Here is a 25189-nt window from a genome sequence, read left to right on the forward strand (position 1 = left end):
TTTTCTTGTCGTTTAAAATCATTTAACTTAATGGAAAGGATTTGAAAAGGAGGATGTTTGTAGAATATGAATGTTCAGACCCCATCGGCAAAACTCGTAAAACCTTTTGACTGTCAGCACTACATAAACGGCAGGTACTTTCCTTCAGAGAACGGAAGCACGTTTGACAACATCAATCCGGCTACACAGGAAATCATCGGGAGCGTTGCGGAAGGAGGCAAAAAAGAGGTCGATCTTGCAGTCGCGGCAGCCCGGCGTGCTTTAAACGGACGCTGGAAAAACATGACCGCTGACGAAAGGATTCGGATCATCAGAAAGATCGGCGACATCATACTTGAGCGTAAAGACGAACTGGCAAGGCTCGAGACATTGGATACGGGGAAGCCGCTTTCGCTCTCAAGTAATTTAGATATTCCGCGGGCTGCTTTCAACTTTCATTTTTTTGCGGATTTTATGAGAGGAGCCGGAACGGAAGCTTATCAAACTGACGATCTTGCAATCAATTATGCGATCCGCCGTCCGGTCGGCGTCGTCGGGCTGATCAATCCGTGGAACTTGCCGCTGCTGTTGCTGACGTGGAAATTGGCGCCTTGTCTGGCAGCGGGAAATACAGCCGTCATCAAACCTGCTGAACTGACGCCGCTGACAGCCACGCTCCTCGGGGAAATCTGCCATGATGCAGGGATGCCTGACGGGGTCGTTAATATCGTCCACGGATTTGGGCCTGATTCCGCCGGCGCTGCGCTTTCTGAGCATCCCGATGTTGATGCGATATCTTTCACGGGAGAAACGACAACCGGCAAAATCATTATGGAAGCTGCTTCGAAAACATTAAAGAAACTTTCTTTTGAATTGGGAGGAAAGAACCCGAACATTATTTTTGCCGATGCCGACATGGAGGAAGCCGTCAGCATCTCATTGAAATCGAGTTTCGTCAACCAGGGCGAAGTATGCATGAGCGGCTCCCGCATCTATGTCGAGCGGGAAGCGTATGACGAATTTCTGAACAAGTTCATTGAGAAAACGAAAGAGCTCAAAGTCGGCGATCCTTTTGATCCGGATACGAATATCGGCGCCTTAATTTCTTCTGAACACACCGAGCGTGTGATGAACTACATCGAATTGGCCAAACGGGAAGGCGGCGTTATTTTAACCGGAGGAAAACGCCCTGAAGGACAGGAATCCAGCTGCTTTCTTGAACCGACGATTATCACCGGACTTTCCCGCAATTCCAGGCTCATTAAAGAAGAAATCTTCGGTCCGGTCGTGACGGTGATTCCGTTCGACGAAGAGGAGGAAGTTATTGCACAGGCTAATGACACACATTACGGGTTAAGCGCGACCGTATGGACGAACGACCTCCGCCGGGCGCACCGCGTAGCCGGGCAAATCGAATCGGGCATGGTATGGGTCAACAGCTGGTTTCTCCGCGATCTTCGGACACCGTTTGGCGGCATGAAACAGAGCGGGCTCGGACGAGAAGGAGGCATTCACAGCCTCGAATTCTTCAGCGAATTAACCAATATTTGCATCAAGCTGTAAAAGGGGGAAAACGGATGAATGCCGCAGCATTAAAAGATACGGCGCGCCTCTTGTATCTTGCCGAAACAGAGAAGCGCGAGGTTGAAAGAATCACAAAGGATTACCCGGAGCTGACCGTCGAAGAGGCGTATGCGATTCAAGAAGAGCTGATTCAGCTGAAATTATGGGATGGCAACGGCATTATCGGTCCGAAAATGGGCCTGACAAGCCGGGCGAAAATGAAGCAGATGAACGTCGAGGAGCCGATCTACGGTTATATTTTTGAAGATATGATCGTGCCAAACGGCGGAAGCATCCGGATGAACGAGCTGATTCACCCGAAGGTTGAAGCGGAGATTGCTTTTGTGCTTGGAAAGGATATTGAAGGACCGGGTGTTACAAAGGAGAAGGTCCTTGAAGCCGTTGCTGAATTGATTCCCGTTCTTGAAGTGATTGACAGCCGCTATGAAAACTTCTCATTTACCCTGCCTGATGTCATTGCGGACAATGCGTCATCTTCAAGGGTGGTGTTAGGTGAAAAAGTGAAGATGCCGGACCAATTCAAGCTTGATGAAGCAAAAGTCTCTTTAGTGATAAACGGCGAGGTCAAAGAGCAGGGCACTGGTGCAGCGGTTGTCGGACATCCCGCAAATTCGGCGGCCATGCTCGCCAATATGCTCTCCAGGAAGAAACAAAAGCTTGCGGCCGGAAGTATCATTTTAACGGGCGGTGTAACGGGAGCTGTCATGCTGCAGCCGGGCGACCGCGTTTCAGCACAAGTAGAAGGACTGGGAGATGTATCATTTTCAGTCCAATCATAACCTGAGGTGATCATATGCCGATCGTTCATATTCAACTATTAGAAGGCCGGCCGCCTGAAAAGGTCGAGGAAGTCATTCAAAAAGTGACGGAAACGTTGAGCGCCACCCTTGATGCTCCGAGGGAAAACGTCCGCGTTCTTGTCACTGAAATTCCTAAAAGCCACTGGGGCATAGGCGGAACACCGGTTTCAAAATTAAGACCTTAAAGAAGGCGATGGGAGGAATCGACATGTCAATCGAATTGGCGGCGCTTGTTCCGCATACACCGAGGATGTGCTTTGAAGATAAAACCCCTGACTTTCAAAAAGAGCTGGTTAAAGGGATGAAGCGGCTCTCCGGGATCATCGAAAGAATTCAGCCTGATGCCGTTGTCTTGATTTCCTGTCACTGGACGTCAAGCTTCGATCATCTGATCGATGCGGCTCCCGATCATCAAGGCGTTTTAACAGCTTTGGAGTGCCCGAATTTAATTTCCGATGTTCCGTATTCTTACCCCGGGGATACGGAATTGGCGCTGCAGTTGGCCGAAGCCGGCGCAAAAGAGGGGCTTTCCGTCATTCCTATCAATGATCCCGCCTACTGCTGGGACTACGGGACGGTTGTTCCGCTGCGCTATCTCGTTCCAAAAGGGGATATTCCGGTCATCGATTTATCAGTTACATTGGCCGCGAACCTTGAAGAAACGCATTTGTGGGGCCGGATTGCCGGAAGAGTACTGAAGGAAAGCAGAAAGAAAATCGTGTTCATCAGCAGCGGGGCACTCAGCCACCATTTGGTGAGAGGGCCCGAATGCATGCCGACTTTGGCCGAACAGGCCCTCGATGCTCAATTTTTAACCTATTTAACAGACAACGATCTTATATCTGCTCAGCAGATGCTGCCTCAATATGCTAAAAATGCCGGACTTGAAGCTGGCGGCCGCCACATTGCAATGCTTTTGGGCGTGCTTGAAGACGGATGTAAAAGCACGTTTTACGGATACGGCCAGTCTTCCGGGAGCTCCAATGTCGTCATGGCATTCGAACCGGCGGGGCAAAAAGCTCGCACGCACGCTTTCAATGAAAAAGACACCGTGCGTTAAGCTGTTTTCATAATACGATTAGAATCGTGGAGGGGAACATGAAAAATCGTTCAGTTCATCCAGCAGAAATCATGGCGGCCAGCAAATTCAACAAAGTGCATCTGACTGTTTTCCTATGGTGTTTTTTCGCCATCGCCTTTGACGGTTATGATATTGCGATGTACGGCGTCAGCCTGCCGTGGCTGATGGAGGAATGGAGCCTGACCGCCATTCAAGCCGGAGCGATCGGCAGCTATACATTGATCGGTATGATGCTCGGCGCACTTATTTTTTCACCGCTCGCAGATCAATACGGCCGCAAAAAGGTGTTAGGCTTCTGTATTTTTCTGTTCAGCCTGTTTACGGCATTAGCCGGGCTGATCGATTCTCCGCTTTTGTTTACGATCATGCGGTTTCTCGCTGCTCTTGGAATGGGCGGATTGATGCCGAATGCGATTTCGTTGATGACCGAATATTCGCCGAAAAAAAACAGGGCGGTGATTGTAGCCGCCATGTATTGCGGCTATTCCGCAGGCGGTGTGCTGGCTTCCCTCGTCGGCATGTTCGCCGTGCCCGGGACAAGCTGGAGGGTGCTGTATCTGATCGGAGCCGTGCCGCTCTTTGTGCTCCCGTTCTTTTTCAGCCGGTTCCCCGAATCTCTGTCATTTTATGTTTTGAAGAAAAAGACGAAAGCGCTGGCTGAGATTCTCAATCAGGTGCATCCGGCGGGACGGTACAGGGAAGACGATAATTATCAAATTTCGGTGATTGCGAAAGAAAAGAAAGGTTTTCCGGTTAAAAAACTGTTCGAACAAAAACGTGCAGCGAGCACATTCGCATTCTGGCTTTCCGTTTTCAGCTGCCTTCTCATGGTCTACGGCTTAAATACCTGGCTTCCGAAAATGATGCAGGCGTCAGGCTACGGGCTGTCTTCAAGCTTGTCATTCAATCTGGCGCTGTGCAGCGGACAAGCCGCAGGAGCGGTATTCGGCGGATATTTGGCAGATAAGGCCGGCCATAAAAAAGTGCTTGCGGCTATGTATGTCATCGGAGCCTTTTGTTTTGCAGCGTTTGGAATGACGATAAACCCCGTTCTTCTGTACTTGCTGATTGCTTTAGGCGGAGCATGCACTGTCGGAGCGCAAAATATCGCCAATCCTTATATTTCAGAATATTATCCGAAAGAAATCAGAGCGACCGGAATCGGCTGGGCGCTCGGGGTCGGCAGACTCGGAGCGATCATTGCGCCTTCGCTGTTTGCATTGATTCTTGCTGCCGGGATGGAGCCGAAGCAGGCTTTCATGGTGTTCGCGGTCCCGAGTGTTTTTGCTGCATTCGGCATCATGCTCGTCCAAGAGAAGCATGCTTCATTTGATTTTGTCTCTGAGTCGGAAAGCGCCGAGTTTACGTTAGAAGCCACATCAAAACATGGATAAAGGGAGGAAACCATTTTGCGGACACAAGTGGGAATTATCGGAGCGGGGCCTGCCGGGCTTATGCTCGCCAACCTGCTCCAGCGCCGGGGAATCGAAGCGGTCGTGATCGAATCCCGCTCGCGAAAGGAGATTGAAGAGACCATCCGTGCAGGCGTTCTTGAACAGATGACGGTAGATTTGCTAAATGAAACAGGCGCCGGTGAACGGATGATGAAAACAGCCATGTTTCATCAAGGGATTGAGATCCGCTTTGGCGGCAAGCGGCACAGAATTGATATGCATAAGCTGACGGGAGGAAAGTACATTGCCATCTATCCCCAGCATGAAGTGATCAAAGATTTAATCGACGTCCGTCTGCAATCGGGAGGGAGCATCGTTTTCAATGTGTCTGGCGTCCGCCTGTCAAATATTGATACAGAAGCGCCCGTCATCACTTATCAGACTGAAAACGGCGATACAGAAGAACTGACCTGCGATTTCATTGCAGGGTGCGACGGCTTTCACGGGCCAAGCAGACAAAGCATTCCGAAGGAGATCCGTAAAGAGTACGAAAAGGTGTACCCATACGGATGGCTCGGCATATTGGCTGAAGCTCCTCCGTCCTCGTCTGAACTTGTGTATGCCCATCATGAAGACGGGTTTGCCCTCGTCAGCACGAGGACTCCGGAAATCCAGCGGCTTTACCTGCAAGTCAGCCCTTCAGATTCAATCGGGAACTGGCCGGACGAAAGGATATGGGAGAAGCTTCATTTAAGGCTGTCGGCCGATGACGGATGGAAGCTGACTGAAGGCCCGGTGATTCAAAAGAACATTGTCTCGATGAGAAGCTTTATTTGCGATCCGATGCAATACGGCAGACTTTATTTAGCGGGGGATGCCGCGCATATTGTACCGCCGACCGGTGCGAAAGGCCTGAATCTTGCAATGGCGGATGTCCAAAGGCTTGCGTGGGCACTCGAAGACTATTACGAAGCCGGCAAAACCGAACGGCTGGAGCGCTATTCTGAGGCTTGCCTCCGCCGCGTCTGGAAAGCGGAGCGCTTTTCCTGGTATATGACATCACTGCTGCACCGCCATCACGGCTACACGCCATTTGACTACCAAATTCAATTGGCTGAGCTTGACCATGTTACAACCTCAACAGCGGCCGCTCAAAGTCTTGCCGAAAATTACGTCGGGCTGCCGCTCGAATTCGGAGAACCGTCTTTAAGCGTCACATGAATGAAGGGGAAGCGCCGGAGATAAGAAAAATCCCACATCATGTTTTCGTAAATGGTATAATGGATGTTGGCTGAAATGCATAACGAAAGGGTTTACAATATATATGGCAAAGCAACCGATTGATCTACTCATCCAGCCGAAATGGAGAATCATTGACCAATCCAGTCTCGGCTCATATTTTGATGCAAAACAATCATTTGCGATAGATGATACGCTGTGCGCTTCTGTCGGAAAGGGTTTGTCTCCGGCGACGGCGCGTTCCTGGGTGCACCATGACACGATCGTGCTCGGAATTCAGGATACAAGGCTCCCTTATTTACAAGACGGGATTTCATTGCTTGAAGAAGCGGGCTATCAAGTCATCGTCCGCAATTCCGGCGGACTGGCCGTCGTTTTGGACAGCGGGGTTTTAAACGTTTCGCTGATTTTTCAGGATAAGAAAAACGGAATTGATATCGACCGGGGCTATGAAGCGATGTTTGAGCTCGTTAAGCGAATGCTGTCATCCTATGACGCAGCAATCGAAGCCTATGAAATCAAAGGCTCTTACTGTCCTGGGAGCTTTGATTTGAGCATCGGGGGAAGGAAGTTTGCGGGAATTTCCCAGAGACGGCTGAGAGGCGGAGTGGCTGTTCAAATTTATTTGTGCGCTGATCAAAGCGGAAGCGGTCGCGCTGAGCTGATCAAACGCTTCTACGACACCGCATTGAAAGACATGCGCGGGAAGACAAAAGCCGTTTATCCCGATATTCGCCCGGAAACGATGGCTTCGCTCTCTGAGCTTCTCAATGAAGACATCTCGGTGCAGGACTTGATGCTCCTGCTTCTGACACAGCTGAAAGAGCTGGGCGGGGAGATTTATCAAGGCCCTCTCACGCCCGCAGAAGAGGAAGCGTATGAAAAAAACCTCGTCCGTATGATTGAGCGGAATGAAAAAGTTTTTGGATAGAAGAAGAGCCTCTGCGCTCCCGTTCTATTCGTTGGCAGGCATGCTTAAAGCGGTGAAAAACTGCAGCTGCCTCTAGCGGACTGTGAAAATGCTTCAAAGACGGCAAAATCCTAAAACGGTTGAACGTTTCAGGATTTTGTCACACTTCACCGCTTTCGAAGCGGTTTTTTTTATGCTGCGCTCAAAGCGCTTTTTCGTTTTACATATGTTTTGATGAGAAGATAAGCCGCCAAAGCGATAATATACGCCAAACTGACGGCCATTAAAATAACGGTTGCCGGTGTATGCTTGGCCGCGTAGACGAAAAAATCAAGCTGGGAAATATCGTGTGCGTATTTTATGGAGTCCTCTCCATAGAGCAGTTTTGTAAACTTGGCTGTATATTTCCACTCCCACGGCACCTTTAAAAGCTCGCTGCCTTGATACCAGCTTGCCAATGCAGAAAACAAAAACAAAAGGGCTGCAGTGCCGAACTGAATCGCATATAAAACAAACTTCATCGAATACCCCGCCTTATAAATTGCTATCCCTATTATGAAATTTTTGTCATATGAAAGCAAGCCGCAGAGGTAAAAAATACCCCCTTTTTTCAAGAAAGGGGTATCAGCGTATCGGCAAATCTTTGTATGCGTTGTCAGTCCTCGCTGCCTGAGCGTCTCTGCCGCACCCTCTGAAAGCGCTATTCAGCCATTTTTTCTAAGTTGCCGTTCCGGTCCATTTTAAAGGCGGGCGCAGCGTGTTCGTCTTCTTCGAATAAAACTAGTTTTCTTGCACGGTTCATAATTTTTACGAGCGTTTCGTAGTCTTCCTGGATGGTCGACTGGTCTTTTTCCAGCTTTTTGACTTCAGCTTCAAGCTTTTCAACTTTTTTCGTCAGCTCTTCATTTTCCTGTTTTAAGCGTTCATTTTCCATTTTTAAAGCGGCAGTCTGTGCTTCGTTTCCTGTATAGTTTTGCAGGAAGCGGATCACATCATCGATCGTCATGTCTTTCGATGAATCGGCTGTATGGCCGGTCTGCGGCTGGTTTGGCGATAGAAGGTGCGATAAACTAGCTAACTCTTCTTTAAAGCTCTCATCAACATAAGGCAGATGCTCGCTGGCGATCGGCTGCTGTTCGCTTGAATCGGCGGTTGCTTTCTGCTGCTCAACGACGCTTTCTGCAGGCGGTTCAGCCTCTGTTTCGACAGGCGGCTTGTATAATAAGCGTTTTTTTGCCGGCTGGCCGTTTCCAAGGGCGCGCATTCTTTGCTTCCTCTGTTTTTTAGCCAGCTGCAATGCTTTTTCGTATTGGTGGCGGACAACCGCGTTCCATCTAAAACCGCAGGCGGCTGATGTCCTGTTCAGTCTGTCTCCGACTTCCTCGAAGGCGTTCAGCTGTGTGCTGCCTTCTCTGACATGCCGCAATACCGTTTCAGCAAGCAGTAAATCATTCTCCTCAGACCAAGCGTCTTGTCTTTGTTTCATCACTTCTCAACTCCCATTGTCAGTATTGGTATTAGATTGTCCATTTTGGAAAATATTTATACAAGTTTGCTAAAAGAATAGGAACTGATTTTTTTAGCGCGATCCTTGCAGGAATGAAAGAATCCTTGTAAAATGAAGGATGGTGTCATTTTTTATCAAAGTTCGGCACGGTTGAATGCCTTTCATAAAGACAGATGAACAAAACGAAAGGAAGCGTATGAAATGGCTAATGAATTTCGAGTATGCGACGATTGTCAGGCCACTAATTTAAAGACGCTTTTGCCCCGTCTGAAAGAAATCGATCCGGATGCAAAAGTGGAAATCGGCTGCCAGTCTTACTGCGGGCCGGGACGAAAAAAATCGTTCGCGTTTGTCAATAATCGTCCGCTGTCAGCTCCTGATGAAGACGAGCTGATTGAAAAAGTGAAAAAGAAACTCAAAAAATAACCGCCTCCCTAACGGGTCAGGCGTTTTTGCTTGTTTGCCGGCTTTTTTGCGGATTGGAACAAATAGCCGGGTAAATTCAAGGATGTTTTCAAAAAAGCAGACTCGATATAATAGAAACAGACCTAAAAGAAAACAAGCAGATCGGGCAATACTTACAATATACATTTAGTTTTCCGAAGAAAAAGAGACGGATGGGCAGCGATCAGTTTGCCTCACGTTTGAAAAAAAGAGGGACAAAAATGGCGTATCCAAACGGAAAATTATCAGAAGAAAAAGTGTTTAAAGATCCTGTTCACCGCTATGTCCATGTACGGGACAAGCTGATATGGGACTTGATCGGAACCCGTGAATTTCAGAGACTGCGCAGAATCAAACAGCTTGGAACGACCTATTTGACGTTTCACGGAGCCGAACACAGCCGTTTCAACCATTCTCTCGGCGTCTATGAAATTGTCAGAAGAATGGTTGATGACGTTTTTAAAGGCAGGGAGGAATGGGATGACAGCGAGCGTGATCTGTGCCTTTGCGCGGCATTGCTGCACGATTTGGGGCACGGCCCGTTTTCCCATTCGTTTGAAAAGGTCTTCCGGCTTGATCATGAAGATTTTACGAGAGCAATCATTTTAGGCGATACAGAAGTTAACCAAGTGTTAAACAAGGTGAGCCCGACGTTTGCAAAGGATGTCGCTGAGGTCATCGCGAAAACCTATCAAAACAAGCAGGTCGTCAGCCTGATCTCAAGCCAGATTGACGCTGACCGCATGGACTACCTTCAGAGAGACGCCTATTATACCGGCGTCAGCTACGGCCATTTCGATATGGAGCGGATCCTCCGCGTGATGCGGCCGCGCGAAGACCAAATCGTCATTAAGCAAAGCGGAATGCATGCCGTTGAGGATTATATTATGAGCCGGTACCAGATGTACTGGCAGGTCTATTTCCATCCTGTGACAAGAAGCGCGGAAGTGATTTTGACGAAGATTCTTCACCGTGCAAAGCAGCTTCATGAGGAAGGCTATGTTTTCACGCATGCGCCCGTGCATTTTTATTCTATTTTTGAAGGCGATGTCACATTGGAAGATTATTTGAGTCTTGATGAAGCAATCATTCTTTATTATTTTCAGGCCTGGGAAAAAGAAGAGGATGAGGTTTTGTCTGATTTATGCCGCCGTTTTATCAACCGCAGGCTGTTCCAGTATGCGGAATTCAATCCGAATGAGGAAATGGCGACTTACTTTGAACTGACCGCCTTGTTTAAAGAATCAGGGATTGATCCCGATTATTATCTTGTGGTGGATTCGTCCTCAGACCTTCCTTATGATTTCTACAGACCGGGGGAAGAAGAGGAGCGCCTCCCGATTCAGTTGCTGACGCACAACGGCCAGATTAAGGAGCTGTCGCGGCAATCCGATATTGTCGATGCGATATCAGGCAAGCGGAGAACGGACCATAAGCTGTATTTCCCGCTCGATTTAATCGAAGGATTGCCTGACGGCCGTCATGCGAAAAGAATGAAAGAATTGCTCGGACTGATATAGAAAGAAAAGGATGAAGGAGATGGCGGAGATTTGTTAAAAGAACATGCAAAGCTGATGAAGGTCTTCTCGGATTCGGGGGAGATTGTCGGGCGGAAAAAGCTGCAGAAAATTATTTATATCGCAAAGAAATTGGAGCTTCCCTTTTATGAAAAGTATGATTTTCATTTTTACGGGCCGTATTCAGAGGAGCTGACGCTTCAAGTCGAAGAACTTTGCAATCTCGGATTTCTTCATGAAGTCAAAGAAAAAAAAGGCGGCTATTATCAATACCGCTATTCACCCACTGAAGCGGGAAAGCAGTTTTTGAGCCAGTGTGAGCTGGATATGCGGGATATTAAAGCCTATATAGACGACGTGAACGGCCAGTCATCGCGGTTTTTGGAACTGGTGTCGACGATTCTGTATTTTGAAGGACTGGAGCAGGAAGAAATCAGAGAGAAAGTGTTTACCGTAAAAAGCAAGCAGCGGTATACGGACGAAGAATTCGATGAAGCCGTCGCTTACATAAAAAAGCTCAGAGACCTTTGTTCATAAGCCTGCCGGAAAACGGTAGGTTTTTTGTTTTGTTTTTTTGTAAACATTTTGGAATTTTTGTGGGGAAATAGAAAGGAGCAGTAAACAGAACACGTGTAATATTTCCTCTTTTTGGATGAATTGAAGGAATTTTTAGATAACTAGCAGAATCTTTCATTAGTTCAAAAAAAAGGAGGGAATTAGCAGTGAAAAAGCGTTCTTTATTCTTATCTCTATTACTTTCCGTCAGTCTCATCCCCGGTGTGACGGCAGGTGCCGCCAAGGTGGACGGGCACGATCATGACCACGGCCATGAAGTAAAAGGAACTCATATCGATTCTTTGCCTAAAGCGAAAGACTTTAAAGACTTAAAAGGAAAAGTTCAAATTGAAAGAACGGTCAATACGAAAATATTGGATGAGAAAGGAAATGTGACGGGAACGAAAACGTTTAAAAAGAATACGAGCAAAGGGACATTTTCAACCCAGGCAGGCACAGGCAGTCAGAAAGTGAGCGTCCTGGCCGTGGCTGACGCTCAGTATCGCACGAAATACAGCGATTGGCAGACGAGAATCGTCCAAATTATTGAGCAGGCGGATGTCATGTTCAACAGGGATCACGATATTGATTTTGTCGTCGAAGCCGTGGCGCCTTGGACTTCTTCAGGCAGCAACAGCTCTCAAATTCTATCAAACCTTCAGAGCAATTTCAGCGGGCGCAGCTATAAATTTGTCGTCGGATTTACGGCGAACAGCAATTTTGACGCCGGCGGCATCGCATACGTATACAACAGCAAGCCGAACGGCAGCGCCTTCAGCGTAAACCTCGACCAGGGAACGGCCAACACGGCTAAAGCGGCGACCCACGAATTTTCCCATAACTTCGGCTTGAACCACGATGCGCAAGGAAGCGGAATCCGCTGCATTATGAACTACGACTACGCCTACACGGTCGATGTCTGGGATTCGGCTCACAATAGCCAGATCACAAGAAATAAAGCTTGGTATAAATAATAAAAACGGCGTCCCGCATGTAAGCGGCAGACGCCGTTTTCATTACATATCGCTCATTCGTTTGCCGGCGACACCGTAGTTTTCCTTTTTCATTTCCTCAATGATGACCGCAATTTTTTCTGCAGGTGCGCCTGTTGTTTCGGAGACGGCTTCGGTCACTTTTTTCACCAGATTTCTTTTTTGGTCATCTGTGCGGCCTTCCAGCATTTGAACCGTTACGTACGGCATATGTTCTCCTCCTCCTTTTAAAAAATGGCTGCTTACTTTAGCATCAGCTGCTCTTATAGTATACTGGAGATAGTAAATCTTTGTATATGAGAAAGAGGGAAAGCCACATTTTAGACCGTTTTCTTATTTATCCGCTGGAAATGATTCCGTATGTTGTTTTGACACTTGCTGCCGCATTCACCGTGCATGAGGTCGCCCATGCGTATGTGGCTTACAAATTCGGCGATGAGACGGCCAAACGGCAGGGCAGACTGACGCTCAACCCGCTCAAGCATCTTGATCCGTTTGGAACGATTTTGATCTTTATTTTGGGATTCGGATGGGCAAAGCCGGTGCCCGTTAACCGCTTTTATTTTAAAAATCCGAGGCTGGCCGGATTTCTCGTGTCAATCGCAGGACCGATCAGCAACCTGATCCTTGCTTTCATCGGTTTTATATTGCTGCTTTTGTCCGTGAAGCTGTCCGGGACGCTGCCTTCCGGTTTTTACAGCGGCTTGCTTCAATTTTTTACGATTTGGGTGAATCTCAACCTGCTTTTATTTCTGTTTAATTTAATGCCGTTCCCGCCCCTTGACGGTTTTCGGGTTATACAGGATGTGGTCGCCCCCGATGTGCGGGCGAAGCTGTCGAAATATGAGGCGTACGGCTCGATCGTCTTTCTGATCATCGTCATTACGCCGCTTGGCCAATATGTATTCTGGCCGTTTTTGAATGACGGGCGGGAATTGATCATCTCGATATTTAACAGCGTTTTCCGGCCGCTGATGTAGGAGGTATTTTTGATGGAACAAGGAAAAAAGAAAAAAACAATCGGATTCAACATTATTAAAAGCGATCCGACAGACGGGCACGGGGGATTTGGAGCAGGGGCTTTAAGCCTTGACAACATCTCGCCTGTCTTTGTCGATGTCGAAGAGAAAGAAGCGTTTGTTGATATCGGCGCCATGCACGCCCGCAGCACGGTTGAAAAAGGAATCAAATTTTTGCCGAACAAGGAAGAGGTGCCGAACGGAAAACCTTACTGGCTTGTGTGGGTGACGATCGACCGCAGGGAAGAAGGCCCTTATTATGCGGGGGTGACGGCTTGCGAAATGACGGTCGACAGAAGCATCCGCCGCGGCTATAAATCGCTTCCGGAGCACGTGAATTTAATGGATAAGTCGATGAAGCGGAAGATTATTGTCGAGCACATGGATGAAAGTTCCAAGCGCGTTCTGGCCGATTTTCTGAAAAATCATGATCAAGGGCTTTGGGACCGTTCATCAGATGAGCTGAAAAAGGGATTGCTTCAGCAATAGGAAAAAAACCCCCCGGACCGCTGTGAAGTCCGGGGGGTTCGTCTATCCCGCCCAAAAAAGTTTATTCTTCTTTTTTAAACCATTTTTCCCACCACTTTTTCCGCTTATGGGGAGCGGCGGACTTTTCGCGCCCGGCTTTTTGCTCCTTATAGAGTTCCTTTCCGTAGCAAACCTGATCGGGTTCAGTACCTTCGATAAAATAAGCGAAATATTTGGACGGGCAGCTGGGCGCCGCCGCATAGCCTGTAGCCGGGTCAATATACATCCCTTTCACGCCTTCAGGCGGCTTTAAAGCTGCGGCGGGTGCGTCTTTAAGCGCTTTTTCCATAAATTCGGCCCAAATTTGTTTGGCATAGTTTTTTTCTGCGACGGCATCGATTGTGCGCTCTTTGTCATATCCCGTCCACACGCCTGAAGCAAGGCTGGGATAAAAGCCGATCATCCAGCTGTCGGTGCTGGTCGTTCCCGATTTTCCGGCGTATGGGCGCGTCAGCTGATCTGCGATTGTCCGCCCGGTAACAGATGTATAGCCGTTGAGTGATTTGTCGAACATTCCGCTCATCATGTTGGCCGTGATAAAAGCCGCTCTTGGGTCAAGGATTTGTTTGCTTCGCTTCGGTTTTTCGTAAAGAACCTCCCCGTTCGAATCGGTAATTTTCGTAATAAAGGAAGGTTCGATTTTTTTTCCGCCATTGGCAAACATGGCGTATCCGTTCACCATTTCAATCGGCTTCACGGGGGATGTTCCGAGCGCAAGCGACGGCACTTTTTGCAGCGGGCTCGTGATGCCGAATTGTTTTGCGGCATCAATCAGTTTGTCCATGCCGAGGAAAAGGTGCGTTTTCACGGCGTAAATGTTATCAGACAAAGCCAGGGCTTGAAGAAGAGTGATTGGGCCGTCTGCGTAATAGCCGTGATAGTTGCTCGGGGAATAAGCGCTGCCTTGCCCGAGCTCAAATGTCGTTTCTGCGCTCCTCATCCGGGTGGCCGGCGTAAAACCGTTTTGAACAGCCGAATAATAAAGGAAAGGCTTCATGGTGGAGCCGGGCTGCCGCATAGCCTGGGTTACGCGGTTAAACGGGCTTTTTTCGTAGTCGCGTCCTCCGACAAGCGCAAGAACGCTGCCGTCGGACGGGTTGATCGCTGCAAACCCTGCCTGAATGTCTGATGACGAATCGATCGTGCGTTCGATTGTGTCCTCGGCAATTTTTTGGAGACGCGGGTTGAGCGTGGTGAATACGTTGTAGCCGCCGGTTTCTGCTTGCTCCGGTGTCAAATGCAGCAAGCGCGCGATTTCTTTAACAGCTTCGTCATAAAAGTACGGAGCGGTTTTAGCGGTTGTTTGCTTATCCTGCTTTTCAAAGCGGAGTGGCAGTTTTTTCAGTTCTGCCGCCTGCTTTTTCGTCAGCTTGTTTTCTTTCTCCATCATTGTCAGGATCATTTCCTGGCGTTCTTTCGCTTTTTTTTCATTAACAAAAGGCGAATAAACGGAAGGACCTTTTGGAATGCCGGCAAGCATCGCGGCCTCCGCCGCATTGATATCCTTGGCCCGTTTGCCAAAATACAGCCGGGAAGCCGCTTCGATCCCGTAGGCTCCATGCCCGTAATAAATCGTATTTAAATAGCCTTCCAAAATATCTTTCTTTGTGTAGTTTTGTTCGAGCCGTATCGTATAAAAAGCTTCATTCCACTTTCTTTTCCATGTTTTATCGTGGCCGAGGTAGAGGTTTCTCGCATATTGCTGTGTAATGGTGCTGGCTCCCTGAACCTTGGACATCGCTTTTAGATCGGCGATGAGGGCACCGCCCATCCTCATATAGTCAAAGCCGTGGTGCCGGAAGAAATTCCGGTCTTCAACGGCAAGCGTGGCATCGATGACGGCGGGATTGATGTTCTTCAGCGAAACCCAGTACCGCTTTTGCCCGTAATGCGTCTCCCCCATCTGCTTTCCGCTTCCGTCATACAGCACGGTAGACCTCGGCACCTGAATCGAAGGAGCGCCTTGCCATTTGGCCGCCAGGACCACCGTCATGACAACGATTGAAAGGAAGATCAGCATCAATGCTCCCATGAACAAAAATGCGCGTATTGTCTTGATGGTTAAACGGACCCGCTTGTCCGTCATCATGTCCATGTTCAAATCTCCTCCCGGATAAATAAATGTTCTTATCATTATGAGGAAAAAGAGGAGGATTTAAACAAGCGGGAAGGAAAAAACAGCAGACCCTCGAGCAGCCGATTAACAGAGCAACCGGAGGAATCCTCAGTTTTGGCGGCCGCCGCTGCAGAATAAGCTTTTGTACATCTGTGGCAAGCTCAGCCAAAACGGCCGCCGGGAATGGAATGACTCCTGAAAATGAATCGATCCGTCTTTACAATCACCTGCAATTCCTCTATACTTTTTCCTTAGGCAAAAGCCGATGCTTCAGTGCAGAATAATCGCCGCCGCAGGCGAGAAAAATAGATGGAAATACAGCTTATCATGAAAGGAAGATGACGCTTTGAGCGGACTTTGGTATACAGAGAAGCAAACGAAAAACTTCGGCATTACGATGAAAATCAACAAGACTTTACATACAGAGCAGACGGACTTTCAAAAGCTCGAAATGGCCGAGACGGAAGAATTCGGCAACATGCTGTTTCTTGACGGCATGGTTATGACATCTGAAAAAGATGAATTTGTCTACCACGAAATGGTGGCGCATGTGCCCCTGTTTACGCATCCGAACCCTGAGCATGTCCTTGTGGTCGGCGGCGGAGACGGCGGCGTCATCCGTGAAATTTTGAAGCATCCGAGCGTGAAAAAAGCGACGCTTGTCGATATCGACGGCAAGGTGATCGAATATTCTAAGAAATTTTTGCCTTCCATTGCAGGCAAACTTGACGATCCGCGCGTCGAAGTAAAGGTCGATGACGGCTTCATGCACATTGCACAATCTGAAAATGAGTATGATGTCATCATGGTCGATTCAACCGAGCCTGTAGGGCCGGCTGTCAACTTGTTTACAAAAGGCTTTTACGCCGGCATAGCAAATGCGCTAAAGGAAGACGGCATTTTCGTTGCTCAGACGGACAACCCTTGGTTTACACCTGAACTGATCACTAACGTTCAGCGCGATGTAAAAGAGATCTTCCCGATTACAAAGCTGTATTTGGCCAACATTCCGACATATCCAAGCGGATTGTGGACGTTTACGATCGGCTCGAAAAAATACGATCCTCTTGAAGTGGAGGACAGCCGCTTCTTCGATATTGAGACGAAATATTATACAAAAGAAATTCATAAAGCGGCATTCGTCCTTCCGAAATTCGTCAGCGATTTAATCAAGTAAAACAGTTTGGCGCAGGATGGCATTCTGCGCTTTTTTTCAGGGAGGTTTTTGAAGATGAGATTTGATGAAGCATATTCCGGCAAGGTGTTTATTGCAAGCCGCCCCGATTGGGAAGAGGCGGACGCCATCCTTTACGGCATGCCGATGGATTGGACGGTCAGCTACCGTCCCGGTTCGCGCTTCGGTCCCGCGAGAATCCGCGAGGTGTCCATCGGGCTTGAAGAATACAGCCCTTATTTGGACAGGGAGCTGGACGAGGTTCATTTCTTTGACGCCGGCGACATCCCGCTGCCTTTCGGGAACCCGCAGAAGAGCCTAGACATGATTGAAGAATATGTTGACAGCATTTTAGAAAAAGGAAAATTCCCGCTCGGAATGGGGGGAGAGCACCTCGTTTCATGGCCGGTCATTAAAGCGATGTACAAAAAATATCCCGATCTTGCCATCATCCATATGGATGCGCACACAGACCTCCGCGTCGACTATGAAGGAGAGCCGCTCTCGCATTCGACGCCGATCCGCAAAGCAGCGGAACTGATCGGTCCCGGCAATGTCTATTCATTCGGCATCCGCTCCGGTATGAAAGAAGAGTTTGAATGGGCAAACGAAAACGGCATGCACATTTCCAAATTTGAAGTGCTTGAGCCGCTTAAAGCCGTCCTGCCGAAACTCGCAGGGCGTCCGGTTTATGTGACGATTGACATCGATGTCTTAGATCCCGCACATGCGCCGGGAACCGGTACGGTTGACGCCGGAGGCATCACATCAAAAGAGCTGCTCGCTTCGATTCACGAAATCGCCCGCTCAGACGTCAACGTCGTTGGAGGAGACCTTGTTGAAGTTGCTCCGGTCTACGACCATTCGGAACAAACCGCAAATACAGCAAGCAAGCTGATTCGCGAAATGCTGCTCGGCTGGGTGAAATAAACAGGCTGTCCTTTTTCGGGACGGCTTTTTTCTTAGAAAATAGTTTATCTTCCCGTCCGTTCTGTTAAGATGGTATAAAGGAGCAGCGGTTGAACTTTTTTTCCCGAATGATTATACTAATCAAGTCAAATCGGATCAAAAAAGGAAGTGTCGGAATGGATCAGGAGACACCCGTTAATATCCATGTGAAATCTGTTATCCGGGAAGGATCGGACACAGAAACGATCGAGTTCCGGACAACTGGGTTTTATTATATGAAAAAAGATAAAATATATCTTTCTTATCATGAAGAGCATGATGCGGGAAAGGTGAAGACGATCGTCAAAGCAAGCGAAAACGAAGTTCTGGTGATGCGTTCCGGCGCCATTGAAATGAAACAGCGTTTCAGGCCGGGCAGCCGCACCGTCACTCATTATAAAATGCCTTTCGGCAGGCTCGAGCTTGGCGTGGATACAAAATCCGTATCAGTCACCCGGCAGCCGCCAAACGGAAAGATCAGCGTTGAGTACGATATGATTGTAAGCGATGAACAAAAGCATTTACATATGATGTCGATTTCGTATAGAGGAGGACACGAGTCATGAACATAGTCGAACAAATGAAAGATGTGCTGAAGCAGGAAATTAAAGAAGCTGTCATGAAAGCCGGCCTCGCCGCAGAAAGCGAGATTCCCGAAGTCGTATTGGAAGTCCCGAAAGACAAGGCGCATGGCGACTATTCCACTAACATGGCGATGCAGCTGGCGAGAATCGCCAAAAAAGCGCCGCGGAATATTGCCGAGGAAATCGTCGCATCCTTTGACAAAGGAAAAGCGTCGATCGACAAACTTGATATCGCAGGACCGGGCTTTATCAATTTCTACATGAACAATCAATATTTAACGAAGCTCATTCCGGCTGTGCTTGAAGCAGGAGAGGCCTACGGTGAAACAAATATCGGGGGCGGAGAACGCGTTCAGGTGGAATTCGTCTCAGCAAACCCGACGGGCAACCTGCATCTTGGACATGCCCGCGGAGCCGCTGTCGGAGATTCTCTCTGCAATGTACTTGAAAAAGCGGGGTATGAAGTGAGCCGCGAATATTATATCAACGATGCCGGCAATCAAATCAACAACCTCGCATTATCCGTCGAGGCACGTTACTTTCAGGCGCTTGGAAAAGACAAGCCGATGCCTGAAGACGGATATCACGGCGAAGATATTAAGGAAATCGGCCGAAAGCTCGCCGATGAATTCGGCGACCGTTTTGTTCATGAAGAAGAGAGCGAACGCCTCGCGTTTTTCCGCGAATACGGCTTAAAGTACGAATTGGGCAAACTTCGTGAAGACCTCGAGAATTTCCGTGTCCCATTTGATGTCTGGTACTCAGAGACATCGCTTTACCAAAACGGGAAGATCGATCAGGCGCTCGAAGCCCTTCGCGAAAAAGGGCACATCTATGAAGAAGACGGGGCGACATGGTTCCGCTCGACGGCGTTCGGCGATGACAAAGACCGCGTCCTGATCAAAAAAGACGGGTCCTACACGTATCTTCTGCCTGACATCGCTTATCACAAAGACAAGCTTGACCGCGGCTTCCAAAAGCTGATCAACGTATGGGGAGCGGACCATCACGGCTATATCCCGCGCATGAAAGCGGCCATTGAAGCGCTCGGTTATGACAAAGAAACGCTTGAGGTCGAGATCATCCAGCTCGTCCACCTCTACAAGAACGGCGAAAAAATGAAAATGAGCAAAAGAACCGGAAAAGCTGTGACAATGCGCGATCTCATTGATGAGGTCGGCCTTGACGCGGTGCGTTACTTCTTTGCGATGCGCAGCGCCGATACGCACATGGACTTTGACCTTGACCTGGCTGTCTCCACATCGAATGAAAACCCGGTTTACTACGCGCAGTACGCTCATGCGAGAATTTGCAGCATGCTGCGACAAGGTGAAGAAAAAGGTATTTCATTTGAAGGGAACCTTGATCTGACGAAAATCGCTTCTGAAAAAGAGTATGATCTGCTTAAAGTGATCGGCTCGTTCCCTGAGGCCGTCGCCGATGCCGCAGAGAAGCGGATTCCGCACCGCATTACAAACTATATTTTTGAATTGGCATCTGTGCTCCACAGCTTTTACAATGCTGAGAAAGTTCTCGATCCCGCAGATGAAGAAAAAAGCCGGGCGCGTTTATCATTGATGAAGGCAACACAAATCACATTAAATAATGCACTCAAGCTGATCGGCGTATCAGCTCCTGAAAAAATGTAAAACGAATCCCCCGTCCTTTGAACGGGGGATTTTTTCTTTATTTGGTGAGGAGGCGTCTCACACAAAGGAAGGTCCGCCGCCTTTCCTTATTGAACTTGAGCGTCAGAAAGTATCGATTGTGCTTTTCTTACTAACTCCTGCGCCATCTTCCCTTCGATGACAATCAGGCACTCATTTTCGCGATTGGCCATTCTGAACATTTCCAGCTCAATTAAATCTTTAATTTTGCACATCGTTTTTCTTGAGCATATATAAAGCTGATGTCTGGCTAAGCGGCAAAGTCTGTACAGCTCAATCAAGTTTTTTAACGTCATCGATTGTGCGCGGAGCTTAATCGACTCTGCTTGGTTCATCATATATCCCTCCGTATGTAATCATCACTTTGGTGAAATGTTACCCGCATGTTATGCAGGATAAACGTACGATTCATAAAAAGTATGAAATCGATTTCGCCAGCCATTCGACGGGCCGCTGCATCACCGGCCGCTTCGCATACCGCTCCTTTGTCAGAAGCTCGGCGTGTTCAATGCTTTCCTTGACGACGTCAAAGAATTGTTTTGCCCAGTCTTTATCATGGATGACGACATTCACTTCATCATTGAGAAACAGGCTTCGGTTGTCAAAATTCGATGTTCCGATCATCACATGCCGGTCGTCGACGATCAATGCTTTTGCATGATAAAAGCCTCTGTAGTACCGGTAAATATAGCAGCCCGCTTCCAAAAGTGCGGGAAAGTTCGTGTAGGCGGCCTCTTTGACAAGCGGATGGTCGGCTTTCATCGGCACGAGAATCGACACGATCACGCCCCTTTCCCTGGCTGAAAGAACAGCCTGCTGCAAAGCCGGACTCGGAATATAGTACGGCGTGCAAATCATGATTCTTTCTTTTGCCTGATCAATAAATGAAATATATTTTTTTTCCAGAGAAAACCCCTTTGTCGCATGCATCGCATGGGTGACAGCTCCTTGATGGAGCGGCGGGAACATGCCGCTGTCCGGCTGTTCCTGCGGCGCTTCTCTTTTGAAGTCTGATAAAAAAATGTGCTGCAAGTCGGCAACACCTTCCCCCGTCATTCGCAAATGGTAATCCTTCCACGGGCCGAACTCCGCTTTTTTACCAAGGTATTCTTTCGCAATGTTAAATCCGCCCACATAGCCGATCTTTCCGTCTATGACGGCGATTTTCCGGTGATTTCTTGCATTCAGCCGATAAAAGAAATAAGGGAAGCCCGGCTTGTTGACAAAAAAAACGTGCGCTCCGCTTTGTTTCAAGCCTGACAGCGTTTTTTTCTTTACCTTCATCGCGCCGATCCGGTCAATCAGCAAGCGTACGCCTACGCCGGCTTTCGCTTTATCCTTCAGCACTTTCAAAAATGCAAGGCTGATGTCATCGTTCTTCACAATATAAAACATGACATGCACCGACGATTCGGCCTGGCGAATGTCATCCAGCAGCCGCTCACACAAGTCTTCTCCATTATGAATCAGTTCAATATCGCTTTTCTTCTCTGAAAAAACGGGTTCGTAGGCTTTCTTCTCAAAGGCTTTGCGGCCGAAACGGAAATCGAGCGCAAGAAGCAGGATGAGAAAACATACCATAATCATAAGCGGCACCAATGAAGACACTCCCTTTTTTCGTGTAAAGAATAGTGTCCCCCTAATTTCCTGCATTTATGAAAACATATTGACTGAACACTCATTCATTATTTAAGATAAAGGTAGTTCAAGGGGATTTAAGGTTGGGGAAATGAAAGGGGGAGCAGCTGATGAATGTCTTATTGTGGTTGAATTTCATTGCGTTTTTAGGTGTAACCGCTTACGCCGTTTATCTGTTTGTCTACTTGATCCAAACGAGAATCAGTTACATCAGGCTCGGACAAAAAGAGGATTTTGATAAGCGGACGAAGGAGCGCCTTCAAAAGATATGGGAGAACGTGTTCGGCCAAAAGAAACTGCTTAAAGATAAAAAAAGCGGCATTATCCACGTCATGTTTTTTTACGGCTTTATTCTCGTTCAGTTCGGAGCGATCGATTTTATTTTGAAAGGGCTCGTTCCCGATCAAGGACTTCCGCTTGGCAGCGTCTACCCGGCGTTTACGTTTTTTCAGGAAATCGTCACGCTGATGATTTTAATTGCGGTGGTCTGGGCCTTTCACAGGCGCTATATTGAAAAACTCGTCAGACTGAAGCGCAATTTTAAGTCGGGGATCGTACTCATGCTGATCGGCGGCTTGATGTTTACCGTTTTACTCGGAAACGGTATGAACATGATCTGGCATGAACATTCATTATCATGGCACGAACCAATGGCATCAGGCATCGCTTTTGTCCTCGGCTTCATGGGAGAAACCGCCTCAGCGGCAGTGTTCTATGCGGCATGGTGGGCGCATCTTCTCATCTTACTGACATTTTTAGTCTATGTGCCGCAGTCAAAGCACGCCCACTTAATTGCCGGACCGGCAAACGTATTTTTCAGCCGGCTGACAAACCCGGGAAAGCTTCAAAAAATCGATTTTGAAGATGAAACAAAAGAAACATTCGGCGTCGGACGGATCGAGGAATTCAGGCAATCCCAGCTGATCGACCTTTACGCGTGCGTTGAATGCGGGCGCTGTACCAATATGTGCCCGGCTACCGGAACAGGCAAGATGCTTTCTCCGATGGATCTGATTTTGCGGCTCAGAGACCATTTGACAGAAAAGGGAGCAGCAGTAACATCGAAAACGCCTTGGGTTCCCGCGCCGCTCTTTCAGCATACGAAAGGCAACCAGCTGGCCATGGCGGCAGGGGGAGAAGGATCAAGAGAAGCGGCTGCTTCAGAGCTATACAATCCGAGCTTAATCGGCGACATCATCACCGAAGAGGAAATTTGGGCATGCACAACGTGCCGGAATTGTGAAGATCAGTGCCCTGTCATGAATGAGCACGTCGACAAGATCATCGATCTCCGCCGCTATCTCGTGCTCACAGAAGGAAAAATGGATGCAGATGCCCAGCGCGCCATGACGAGCATTGAAAGACAGGGCAACCCTTGGGGATTAAACAGAAAAGAACGCGAAAACTGGCGTGACATGAGAGACGACGTTGAGGTGCCGACAGTGAAGGAAATGAAGAAAAAAGGCGAGTCCTTTGAATACCTGTTCTGGGTCGGGTCGATGGGATCGTATGACCGGAGAAGCCAGAAGATCGCCATGGCTTTCGCGCGCCTTCTCAATCAAGCCGGGGTCACGTTCGCAATTTTAGGCAATAAAGAAAAAAATTCAGGCGATACGCCGAGGCGGCTTGGCAACGAGTTTTTATTCCAGGAGCTTGCCGCAAAAAACATTGAGGAATTTGAAAAAAATGATGTTCGAAAAATTGTAACCATCGATCCGCATGCATACAATATTTTTAAAAATGAATATCCTGATTTTGGTCTGAAAGCGGAGGTGTATCATCATACAGAAATGCTCGCTGCCCTTATTGAAGAAGGAAGGCTGAAACCTGAGTTTCCGGTTCACGAAACCGTCACCTTTCATGATTCATGCTATTTGGGCCGCTACAATGAGGTTTACGATCCGCCGCGCGCTATTCTGCGCTCCATTCCGGGCATCCGTTTAGCAGAAATGGAACGCAGCCGTGAAAACGGAATGTGCTGCGGAGCGGGGGGCGGTCTCATGTGGATGGAGGAAGAGGCGGGCACAAGGATTAACGTTGCCAGAACGGAGCAGGCGCTCAGCACATCACCTTCTGTCATCAGTTCGGGCTGTCCGTATTGTTTGACGATGCTCGGCGACGGAACAAAAGCCAAGGAAATGGAGGATCAGGTCGGCACCTACGATGTGGCGGAGCTGCTTGAACGCGCCGTATTCGGCTCAGAACAAAAAGAACATGCTTCATAGACGGATTTCATGTTTTGAATAAAGAAGGTGTGAGCCGGATCTCCGCCTTCTTTTATCTTCGGGATGCACAAATCATAATAAGGGGAGAGGATGTCAGGTGGCGAGATCGGTTATTGCAGGCGGCGCGCGCACGCCTTTTGGAAAACTCGGAGGCGCGCTTCAGTCAAAGACGGCAGCGGAGCTCGGCGGAATCGCCGTAAAAGAAGCATTAAAACGTTCCGGTGTACATCCTGAGGATGTCGATGAAGTCATTATGGGTTCCGTTCTTCAAGGCGGACAGGGGCAGCTGCCGTCGAGACAGGCCGCGCGTTTTGCGGGACTGCCATGGGACGTCAGAACGGAAACGATTAATAAAGTGTGCGCTTCAGGTTTAAGAAGCGTCACAATGGCGGATCAGATCATCCGGGCCGGTGATGCGGAGGTCATTGCAGCAGGAGGTATGGAATCGATGTCAAACGCCCCTTATTTGCTTCAAAAAGCGAGATGGGGGCTGAGAATGGGAGACGGAGCGGTTAAAGATTTGATGATCACAGACGGGCTGACATGCTCATTTACGGGCGTTCATATGGGCTCCTACGGAAATGCCGCTGCGAAAGAGTTGGAGATTGCCAGGGAAGAGCAGGATCGGTGGGCGCTCAGGAGCCACATGCGGGCCGTACAGGCTGCGGATTCAGGCGCGCTCGGAGAAGAGATCGTCCCGGTTCGTATACCGCAGAAGCGAGGCGGCGAATTAACGGTCGATCAAGATGAAGCTCCGCGGCGCGACACGTCATTGGAAAGGCTGTCACAACTTGCTCCGGTTTTTGACCATGACGGGACAATTACTGCGGGAAACGCGCCGGGTGTAAATGACGGGGCATGTTCGCTTATCGTGATGAATGAAGACAGGGCAAAGGAACTCAATGTGAATGTGTCCGCCGTCATTAAAGCGCACACATCCATTGCAGTCGAAGCCAAAGATTTCCCGAAAACCCCAGGGCTTGTCATCAGAGAACTGCTTAACAAAACCGGAGCTGAGCTTTCTGATATCAAACTGTTTGAAATCAATGAAGCTTTCGCCGCGGTAGCTTTGGCAAGCGGAAAGATCGCGGGCCTTGACATGGAGAAGGTCAATGTCAACGGCGGCGCCATTGCGCTTGGCCATCCGATCGGAGCGAGCGGGGCAAGAATCATTTTGACGCTTATGTACGAATTAAAACGGCGCGGCGGCGGTACAGGTATTGCTGCCATTTGCAGCGGCGGCGGTCAGGGAGACGCCGTGATGATCGAGGTATAAAAAGGGGGATTT

The 25189-nt window shown here is 48.6% G+C and carries 25 protein-coding genes; 19 read left to right on the forward strand and 6 right to left on the reverse strand.

Features of this window, described 5'->3' with window-relative positions:
* The first annotated feature begins 66 nt into the window (after nucleotides 1-66).
* The 7 genes from KI350_RS08025 to lipL all read left to right on the forward strand — a co-directional run bounded on the left by KI350_RS08025 (nucleotide 67) and on the right by lipL (nucleotide 7008).
* Nucleotides 67-1542 carry an aldehyde dehydrogenase gene (locus KI350_RS08025; protein WP_020453319.1) on the forward strand — a complete coding sequence of 492 codons (1476 nt, stop codon included), beginning with the start codon at nucleotides 67-69 and terminating at the stop codon, nucleotides 1540-1542.
* A 14-nt stretch (nucleotides 1543-1556) separates the two neighbouring features.
* On the forward strand, nucleotides 1557-2342 hold the full coding sequence (locus tag KI350_RS08030; protein ID WP_059230849.1) for a 2-keto-4-pentenoate hydratase: 786 nt from the start codon (nucleotides 1557-1559) through the stop codon (nucleotides 2340-2342).
* Between the two features lie 14 nt (nucleotides 2343-2356).
* Nucleotides 2357-2548, forward strand: a complete 192-nt coding sequence (locus tag KI350_RS08035) for a 4-oxalocrotonate tautomerase (RefSeq protein WP_020453317.1) — start codon at nucleotides 2357-2359, stop codon at nucleotides 2546-2548.
* A 23-nt stretch (nucleotides 2549-2571) separates the two neighbouring features.
* Nucleotides 2572-3423: a DODA-type extradiol aromatic ring-opening family dioxygenase gene (locus KI350_RS08040; protein ID WP_020453316.1), complete on the forward strand. Its 852-nt coding sequence runs from the start codon at nucleotides 2572-2574 to the stop codon at nucleotides 3421-3423.
* A gap of 38 nt (nucleotides 3424-3461) precedes the next feature.
* A complete protein-coding gene (locus KI350_RS08045; protein ID WP_065644462.1) occupies nucleotides 3462-4838 on the forward strand; it encodes an MFS transporter in 1377 nt (458 codons plus the stop codon).
* Nucleotides 4839-4853: 15 nt separating this feature from the next.
* Nucleotides 4854-6059, forward strand: a complete 1206-nt coding sequence (gene pobA / locus KI350_RS08050; RefSeq protein ID WP_020453314.1) for a 4-hydroxybenzoate 3-monooxygenase — start codon at nucleotides 4854-4856, stop codon at nucleotides 6057-6059.
* Between the two features lie 103 nt (nucleotides 6060-6162).
* Nucleotides 6163-7008 (forward strand): octanoyl-[GcvH]:protein N-octanoyltransferase, encoded by an 846-nt coding sequence (gene lipL / locus KI350_RS08055; protein WP_065644463.1) that lies wholly within the window; start codon nucleotides 6163-6165, stop codon nucleotides 7006-7008.
* A 170-nt stretch (nucleotides 7009-7178) separates the two neighbouring features.
* On the opposite strand, the gene KI350_RS08060 is transcribed toward lipL, so the two are convergent.
* Both KI350_RS08060 and KI350_RS08065 read right to left on the reverse strand, forming a co-directional pair.
* On the reverse strand, nucleotides 7179-7508 hold the full coding sequence (locus KI350_RS08060) for a YjdJ family protein (RefSeq protein WP_020453312.1): 330 nt from the start codon (nucleotides 7506-7508) through the stop codon (nucleotides 7179-7181).
* Between the two features lie 179 nt (nucleotides 7509-7687).
* The gene (locus tag KI350_RS08065) at nucleotides 7688-8476 is read right to left on the reverse strand and encodes an RsfA family transcriptional regulator (protein WP_130627153.1); all 789 of its coding nucleotides are present in this window, start codon (nucleotides 8474-8476) and stop codon (nucleotides 7688-7690) included.
* 219 nt (nucleotides 8477-8695) lie between these two features.
* Here KI350_RS08065 and KI350_RS08070 point away from each other — a divergent pair, with 219 nt between their 5' ends.
* The 4 genes from KI350_RS08070 (at nucleotide 8696) to KI350_RS08085 (ending at nucleotide 11984) form a co-directional block, all read left to right on the forward strand.
* On the forward strand, nucleotides 8696-8920 hold the full coding sequence (locus tag KI350_RS08070) for a YuzB family protein (protein ID WP_003186096.1): 225 nt from the start codon (nucleotides 8696-8698) through the stop codon (nucleotides 8918-8920).
* A 239-nt stretch (nucleotides 8921-9159) separates the two neighbouring features.
* Nucleotides 9160-10458 carry an HD domain-containing protein gene (locus KI350_RS08075; protein WP_020453310.1) on the forward strand — a complete coding sequence of 433 codons (1299 nt, stop codon included), beginning with the start codon at nucleotides 9160-9162 and terminating at the stop codon, nucleotides 10456-10458.
* A 30-nt stretch (nucleotides 10459-10488) separates the two neighbouring features.
* Nucleotides 10489-10992, forward strand: a complete 504-nt coding sequence (locus KI350_RS08080) for a YwgA family protein (RefSeq protein ID WP_020453309.1) — start codon at nucleotides 10489-10491, stop codon at nucleotides 10990-10992.
* 185 nt (nucleotides 10993-11177) lie between these two features.
* Nucleotides 11178-11984: a zinc-dependent metalloprotease gene (locus tag KI350_RS08085; RefSeq protein WP_020453308.1), complete on the forward strand. Its 807-nt coding sequence runs from the start codon at nucleotides 11178-11180 to the stop codon at nucleotides 11982-11984.
* Nucleotides 11985-12026: 42 nt separating this feature from the next.
* Here the strand turns inward: KI350_RS08085 and KI350_RS08090 are convergent, their stop codons facing one another.
* Nucleotides 12027-12212, reverse strand: coding sequence for a 2-hydroxymuconate tautomerase (locus KI350_RS08090; RefSeq protein ID WP_020453307.1), 186 nt, complete (start codon nucleotides 12210-12212; stop codon nucleotides 12027-12029).
* 86 nt (nucleotides 12213-12298) lie between these two features.
* Between KI350_RS08090 and KI350_RS08095 the strand changes: the two genes are divergently transcribed.
* The gene (locus tag KI350_RS08095; RefSeq protein WP_041817475.1) at nucleotides 12299-12982 is read left to right on the forward strand and encodes a site-2 protease family protein; all 684 of its coding nucleotides are present in this window, start codon (nucleotides 12299-12301) and stop codon (nucleotides 12980-12982) included.
* Nucleotides 12983-12994: 12 nt separating this feature from the next.
* Nucleotides 12995-13510, forward strand: coding sequence for a YwhD family protein (locus KI350_RS08100; protein WP_020453305.1), 516 nt, complete (start codon nucleotides 12995-12997; stop codon nucleotides 13508-13510).
* A gap of 61 nt (nucleotides 13511-13571) precedes the next feature.
* On the opposite strand, the gene KI350_RS08105 is transcribed toward KI350_RS08100, so the two are convergent.
* Nucleotides 13572-15644 (reverse strand): transglycosylase domain-containing protein, encoded by a 2073-nt coding sequence (locus tag KI350_RS08105; RefSeq protein ID WP_059230845.1) that lies wholly within the window; start codon nucleotides 15642-15644, stop codon nucleotides 13572-13574.
* A gap of 367 nt (nucleotides 15645-16011) precedes the next feature.
* On the opposite strand from KI350_RS08105, the gene speE reads away from it, so the two are divergent.
* The 4 genes from speE (at nucleotide 16012) to argS (ending at nucleotide 20020) form a co-directional block, all read left to right on the forward strand.
* On the forward strand, nucleotides 16012-16842 hold the full coding sequence (speE, locus tag KI350_RS08110; RefSeq protein WP_081303634.1) for a spermidine synthase: 831 nt from the start codon (nucleotides 16012-16014) through the stop codon (nucleotides 16840-16842).
* Nucleotides 16843-16896: 54 nt separating this feature from the next.
* On the forward strand, nucleotides 16897-17769 hold the full coding sequence (speB, locus tag KI350_RS08115; RefSeq protein ID WP_059230843.1) for an agmatinase: 873 nt from the start codon (nucleotides 16897-16899) through the stop codon (nucleotides 17767-17769).
* 155 nt (nucleotides 17770-17924) lie between these two features.
* Nucleotides 17925-18353, forward strand: coding sequence for a YwiB family protein (locus KI350_RS08120; RefSeq protein WP_020453301.1), 429 nt, complete (start codon nucleotides 17925-17927; stop codon nucleotides 18351-18353).
* A complete protein-coding gene (gene argS, locus KI350_RS08125) occupies nucleotides 18350-20020 on the forward strand; it encodes an arginine--tRNA ligase (RefSeq protein ID WP_020453300.1) in 1671 nt (556 codons plus the stop codon). The genes KI350_RS08120 and argS overlap by 4 nt, the downstream gene beginning before the upstream one ends.
* Before the next feature lie 86 nt (nucleotides 20021-20106).
* On the opposite strand, the gene KI350_RS08130 is transcribed toward argS, so the two are convergent.
* On the reverse strand, nucleotides 20107-20373 hold the full coding sequence (locus KI350_RS08130) for a hypothetical protein (protein ID WP_041817356.1): 267 nt from the start codon (nucleotides 20371-20373) through the stop codon (nucleotides 20107-20109).
* 73 nt (nucleotides 20374-20446) lie between these two features.
* Nucleotides 20447-21637, reverse strand: coding sequence for a cardiolipin synthase (gene cls / locus KI350_RS08135; RefSeq protein ID WP_020453298.1), 1191 nt, complete (start codon nucleotides 21635-21637; stop codon nucleotides 20447-20449).
* 149 nt (nucleotides 21638-21786) lie between these two features.
* Between cls and KI350_RS08140 the strand changes: the two genes are divergently transcribed.
* Nucleotides 21787-23901: a (Fe-S)-binding protein gene (locus KI350_RS08140; RefSeq protein WP_020453297.1), complete on the forward strand. Its 2115-nt coding sequence runs from the start codon at nucleotides 21787-21789 to the stop codon at nucleotides 23899-23901.
* A gap of 97 nt (nucleotides 23902-23998) precedes the next feature.
* Complete coding sequence (locus tag KI350_RS08145; protein ID WP_212930465.1) at nucleotides 23999-25177, forward strand: acetyl-CoA C-acetyltransferase; 1179 nt, start codon at nucleotides 23999-24001, stop codon at nucleotides 25175-25177.
* The last annotated feature ends 12 nt before the right edge of the window (nucleotides 25178-25189 follow it).

The sequence above is a fragment of the Bacillus sp. J41TS8 genome (assembly GCF_018333035.1).
Classification (GTDB): domain Bacteria; phylum Bacillota; class Bacilli; order Bacillales; family Bacillaceae; genus Bacillus; species Bacillus paralicheniformis.

Coding starts and splice junctions, on each gene's coding strand:
- KI350_RS08070 (WP_003186096.1), top strand. CDS start 8,696: ATGGCTAATGAATTTCGAGTATGCGACGATTGTCAGGCCACTAATTTA.
- KI350_RS08030 (WP_059230849.1), top strand. CDS start 1,557: ATGAATGCCGCAGCATTAAAAGATACGGCGCGCCTCTTGTATCTTGCC.
- KI350_RS08090 (WP_020453307.1), bottom strand. CDS start 12,212: ATGCCGTACGTAACGGTTCAAATGCTGGAAGGCCGCACAGATGACCAA.
- KI350_RS08120 (WP_020453301.1), top strand. CDS start 17,925: ATGGATCAGGAGACACCCGTTAATATCCATGTGAAATCTGTTATCCGG.
- lipL (WP_065644463.1), top strand. CDS start 6,163: ATGGCAAAGCAACCGATTGATCTACTCATCCAGCCGAAATGGAGAATC.
- KI350_RS08040 (WP_020453316.1), top strand. CDS start 2,572: ATGTCAATCGAATTGGCGGCGCTTGTTCCGCATACACCGAGGATGTGC.
- KI350_RS08130 (WP_041817356.1), bottom strand. CDS start 20,373: ATGAACCAAGCAGAGTCGATTAAGCTCCGCGCACAATCGATGACGTTA.
- KI350_RS08100 (WP_020453305.1), top strand. CDS start 12,995: ATGGAACAAGGAAAAAAGAAAAAAACAATCGGATTCAACATTATTAAA.
- KI350_RS08025 (WP_020453319.1), top strand. CDS start 67: ATGAATGTTCAGACCCCATCGGCAAAACTCGTAAAACCTTTTGACTGT.
- KI350_RS08075 (WP_020453310.1), top strand. CDS start 9,160: ATGGCGTATCCAAACGGAAAATTATCAGAAGAAAAAGTGTTTAAAGAT.
- KI350_RS08105 (WP_059230845.1), bottom strand. CDS start 15,644: ATGGACATGATGACGGACAAGCGGGTCCGTTTAACCATCAAGACAATA.
- speB (WP_059230843.1), top strand. CDS start 16,897: ATGAGATTTGATGAAGCATATTCCGGCAAGGTGTTTATTGCAAGCCGC.
- KI350_RS08140 (WP_020453297.1), top strand. CDS start 21,787: ATGAATGTCTTATTGTGGTTGAATTTCATTGCGTTTTTAGGTGTAACC.
- KI350_RS08045 (WP_065644462.1), top strand. CDS start 3,462: ATGAAAAATCGTTCAGTTCATCCAGCAGAAATCATGGCGGCCAGCAAA.
- KI350_RS08035 (WP_020453317.1), top strand. CDS start 2,357: ATGCCGATCGTTCATATTCAACTATTAGAAGGCCGGCCGCCTGAAAAG.
- argS (WP_020453300.1), top strand. CDS start 18,350: ATGAACATAGTCGAACAAATGAAAGATGTGCTGAAGCAGGAAATTAAA.
- KI350_RS08095 (WP_041817475.1), top strand. CDS start 12,299: ATGAGAAAGAGGGAAAGCCACATTTTAGACCGTTTTCTTATTTATCCG.
- KI350_RS08060 (WP_020453312.1), bottom strand. CDS start 7,508: ATGAAGTTTGTTTTATATGCGATTCAGTTCGGCACTGCAGCCCTTTTG.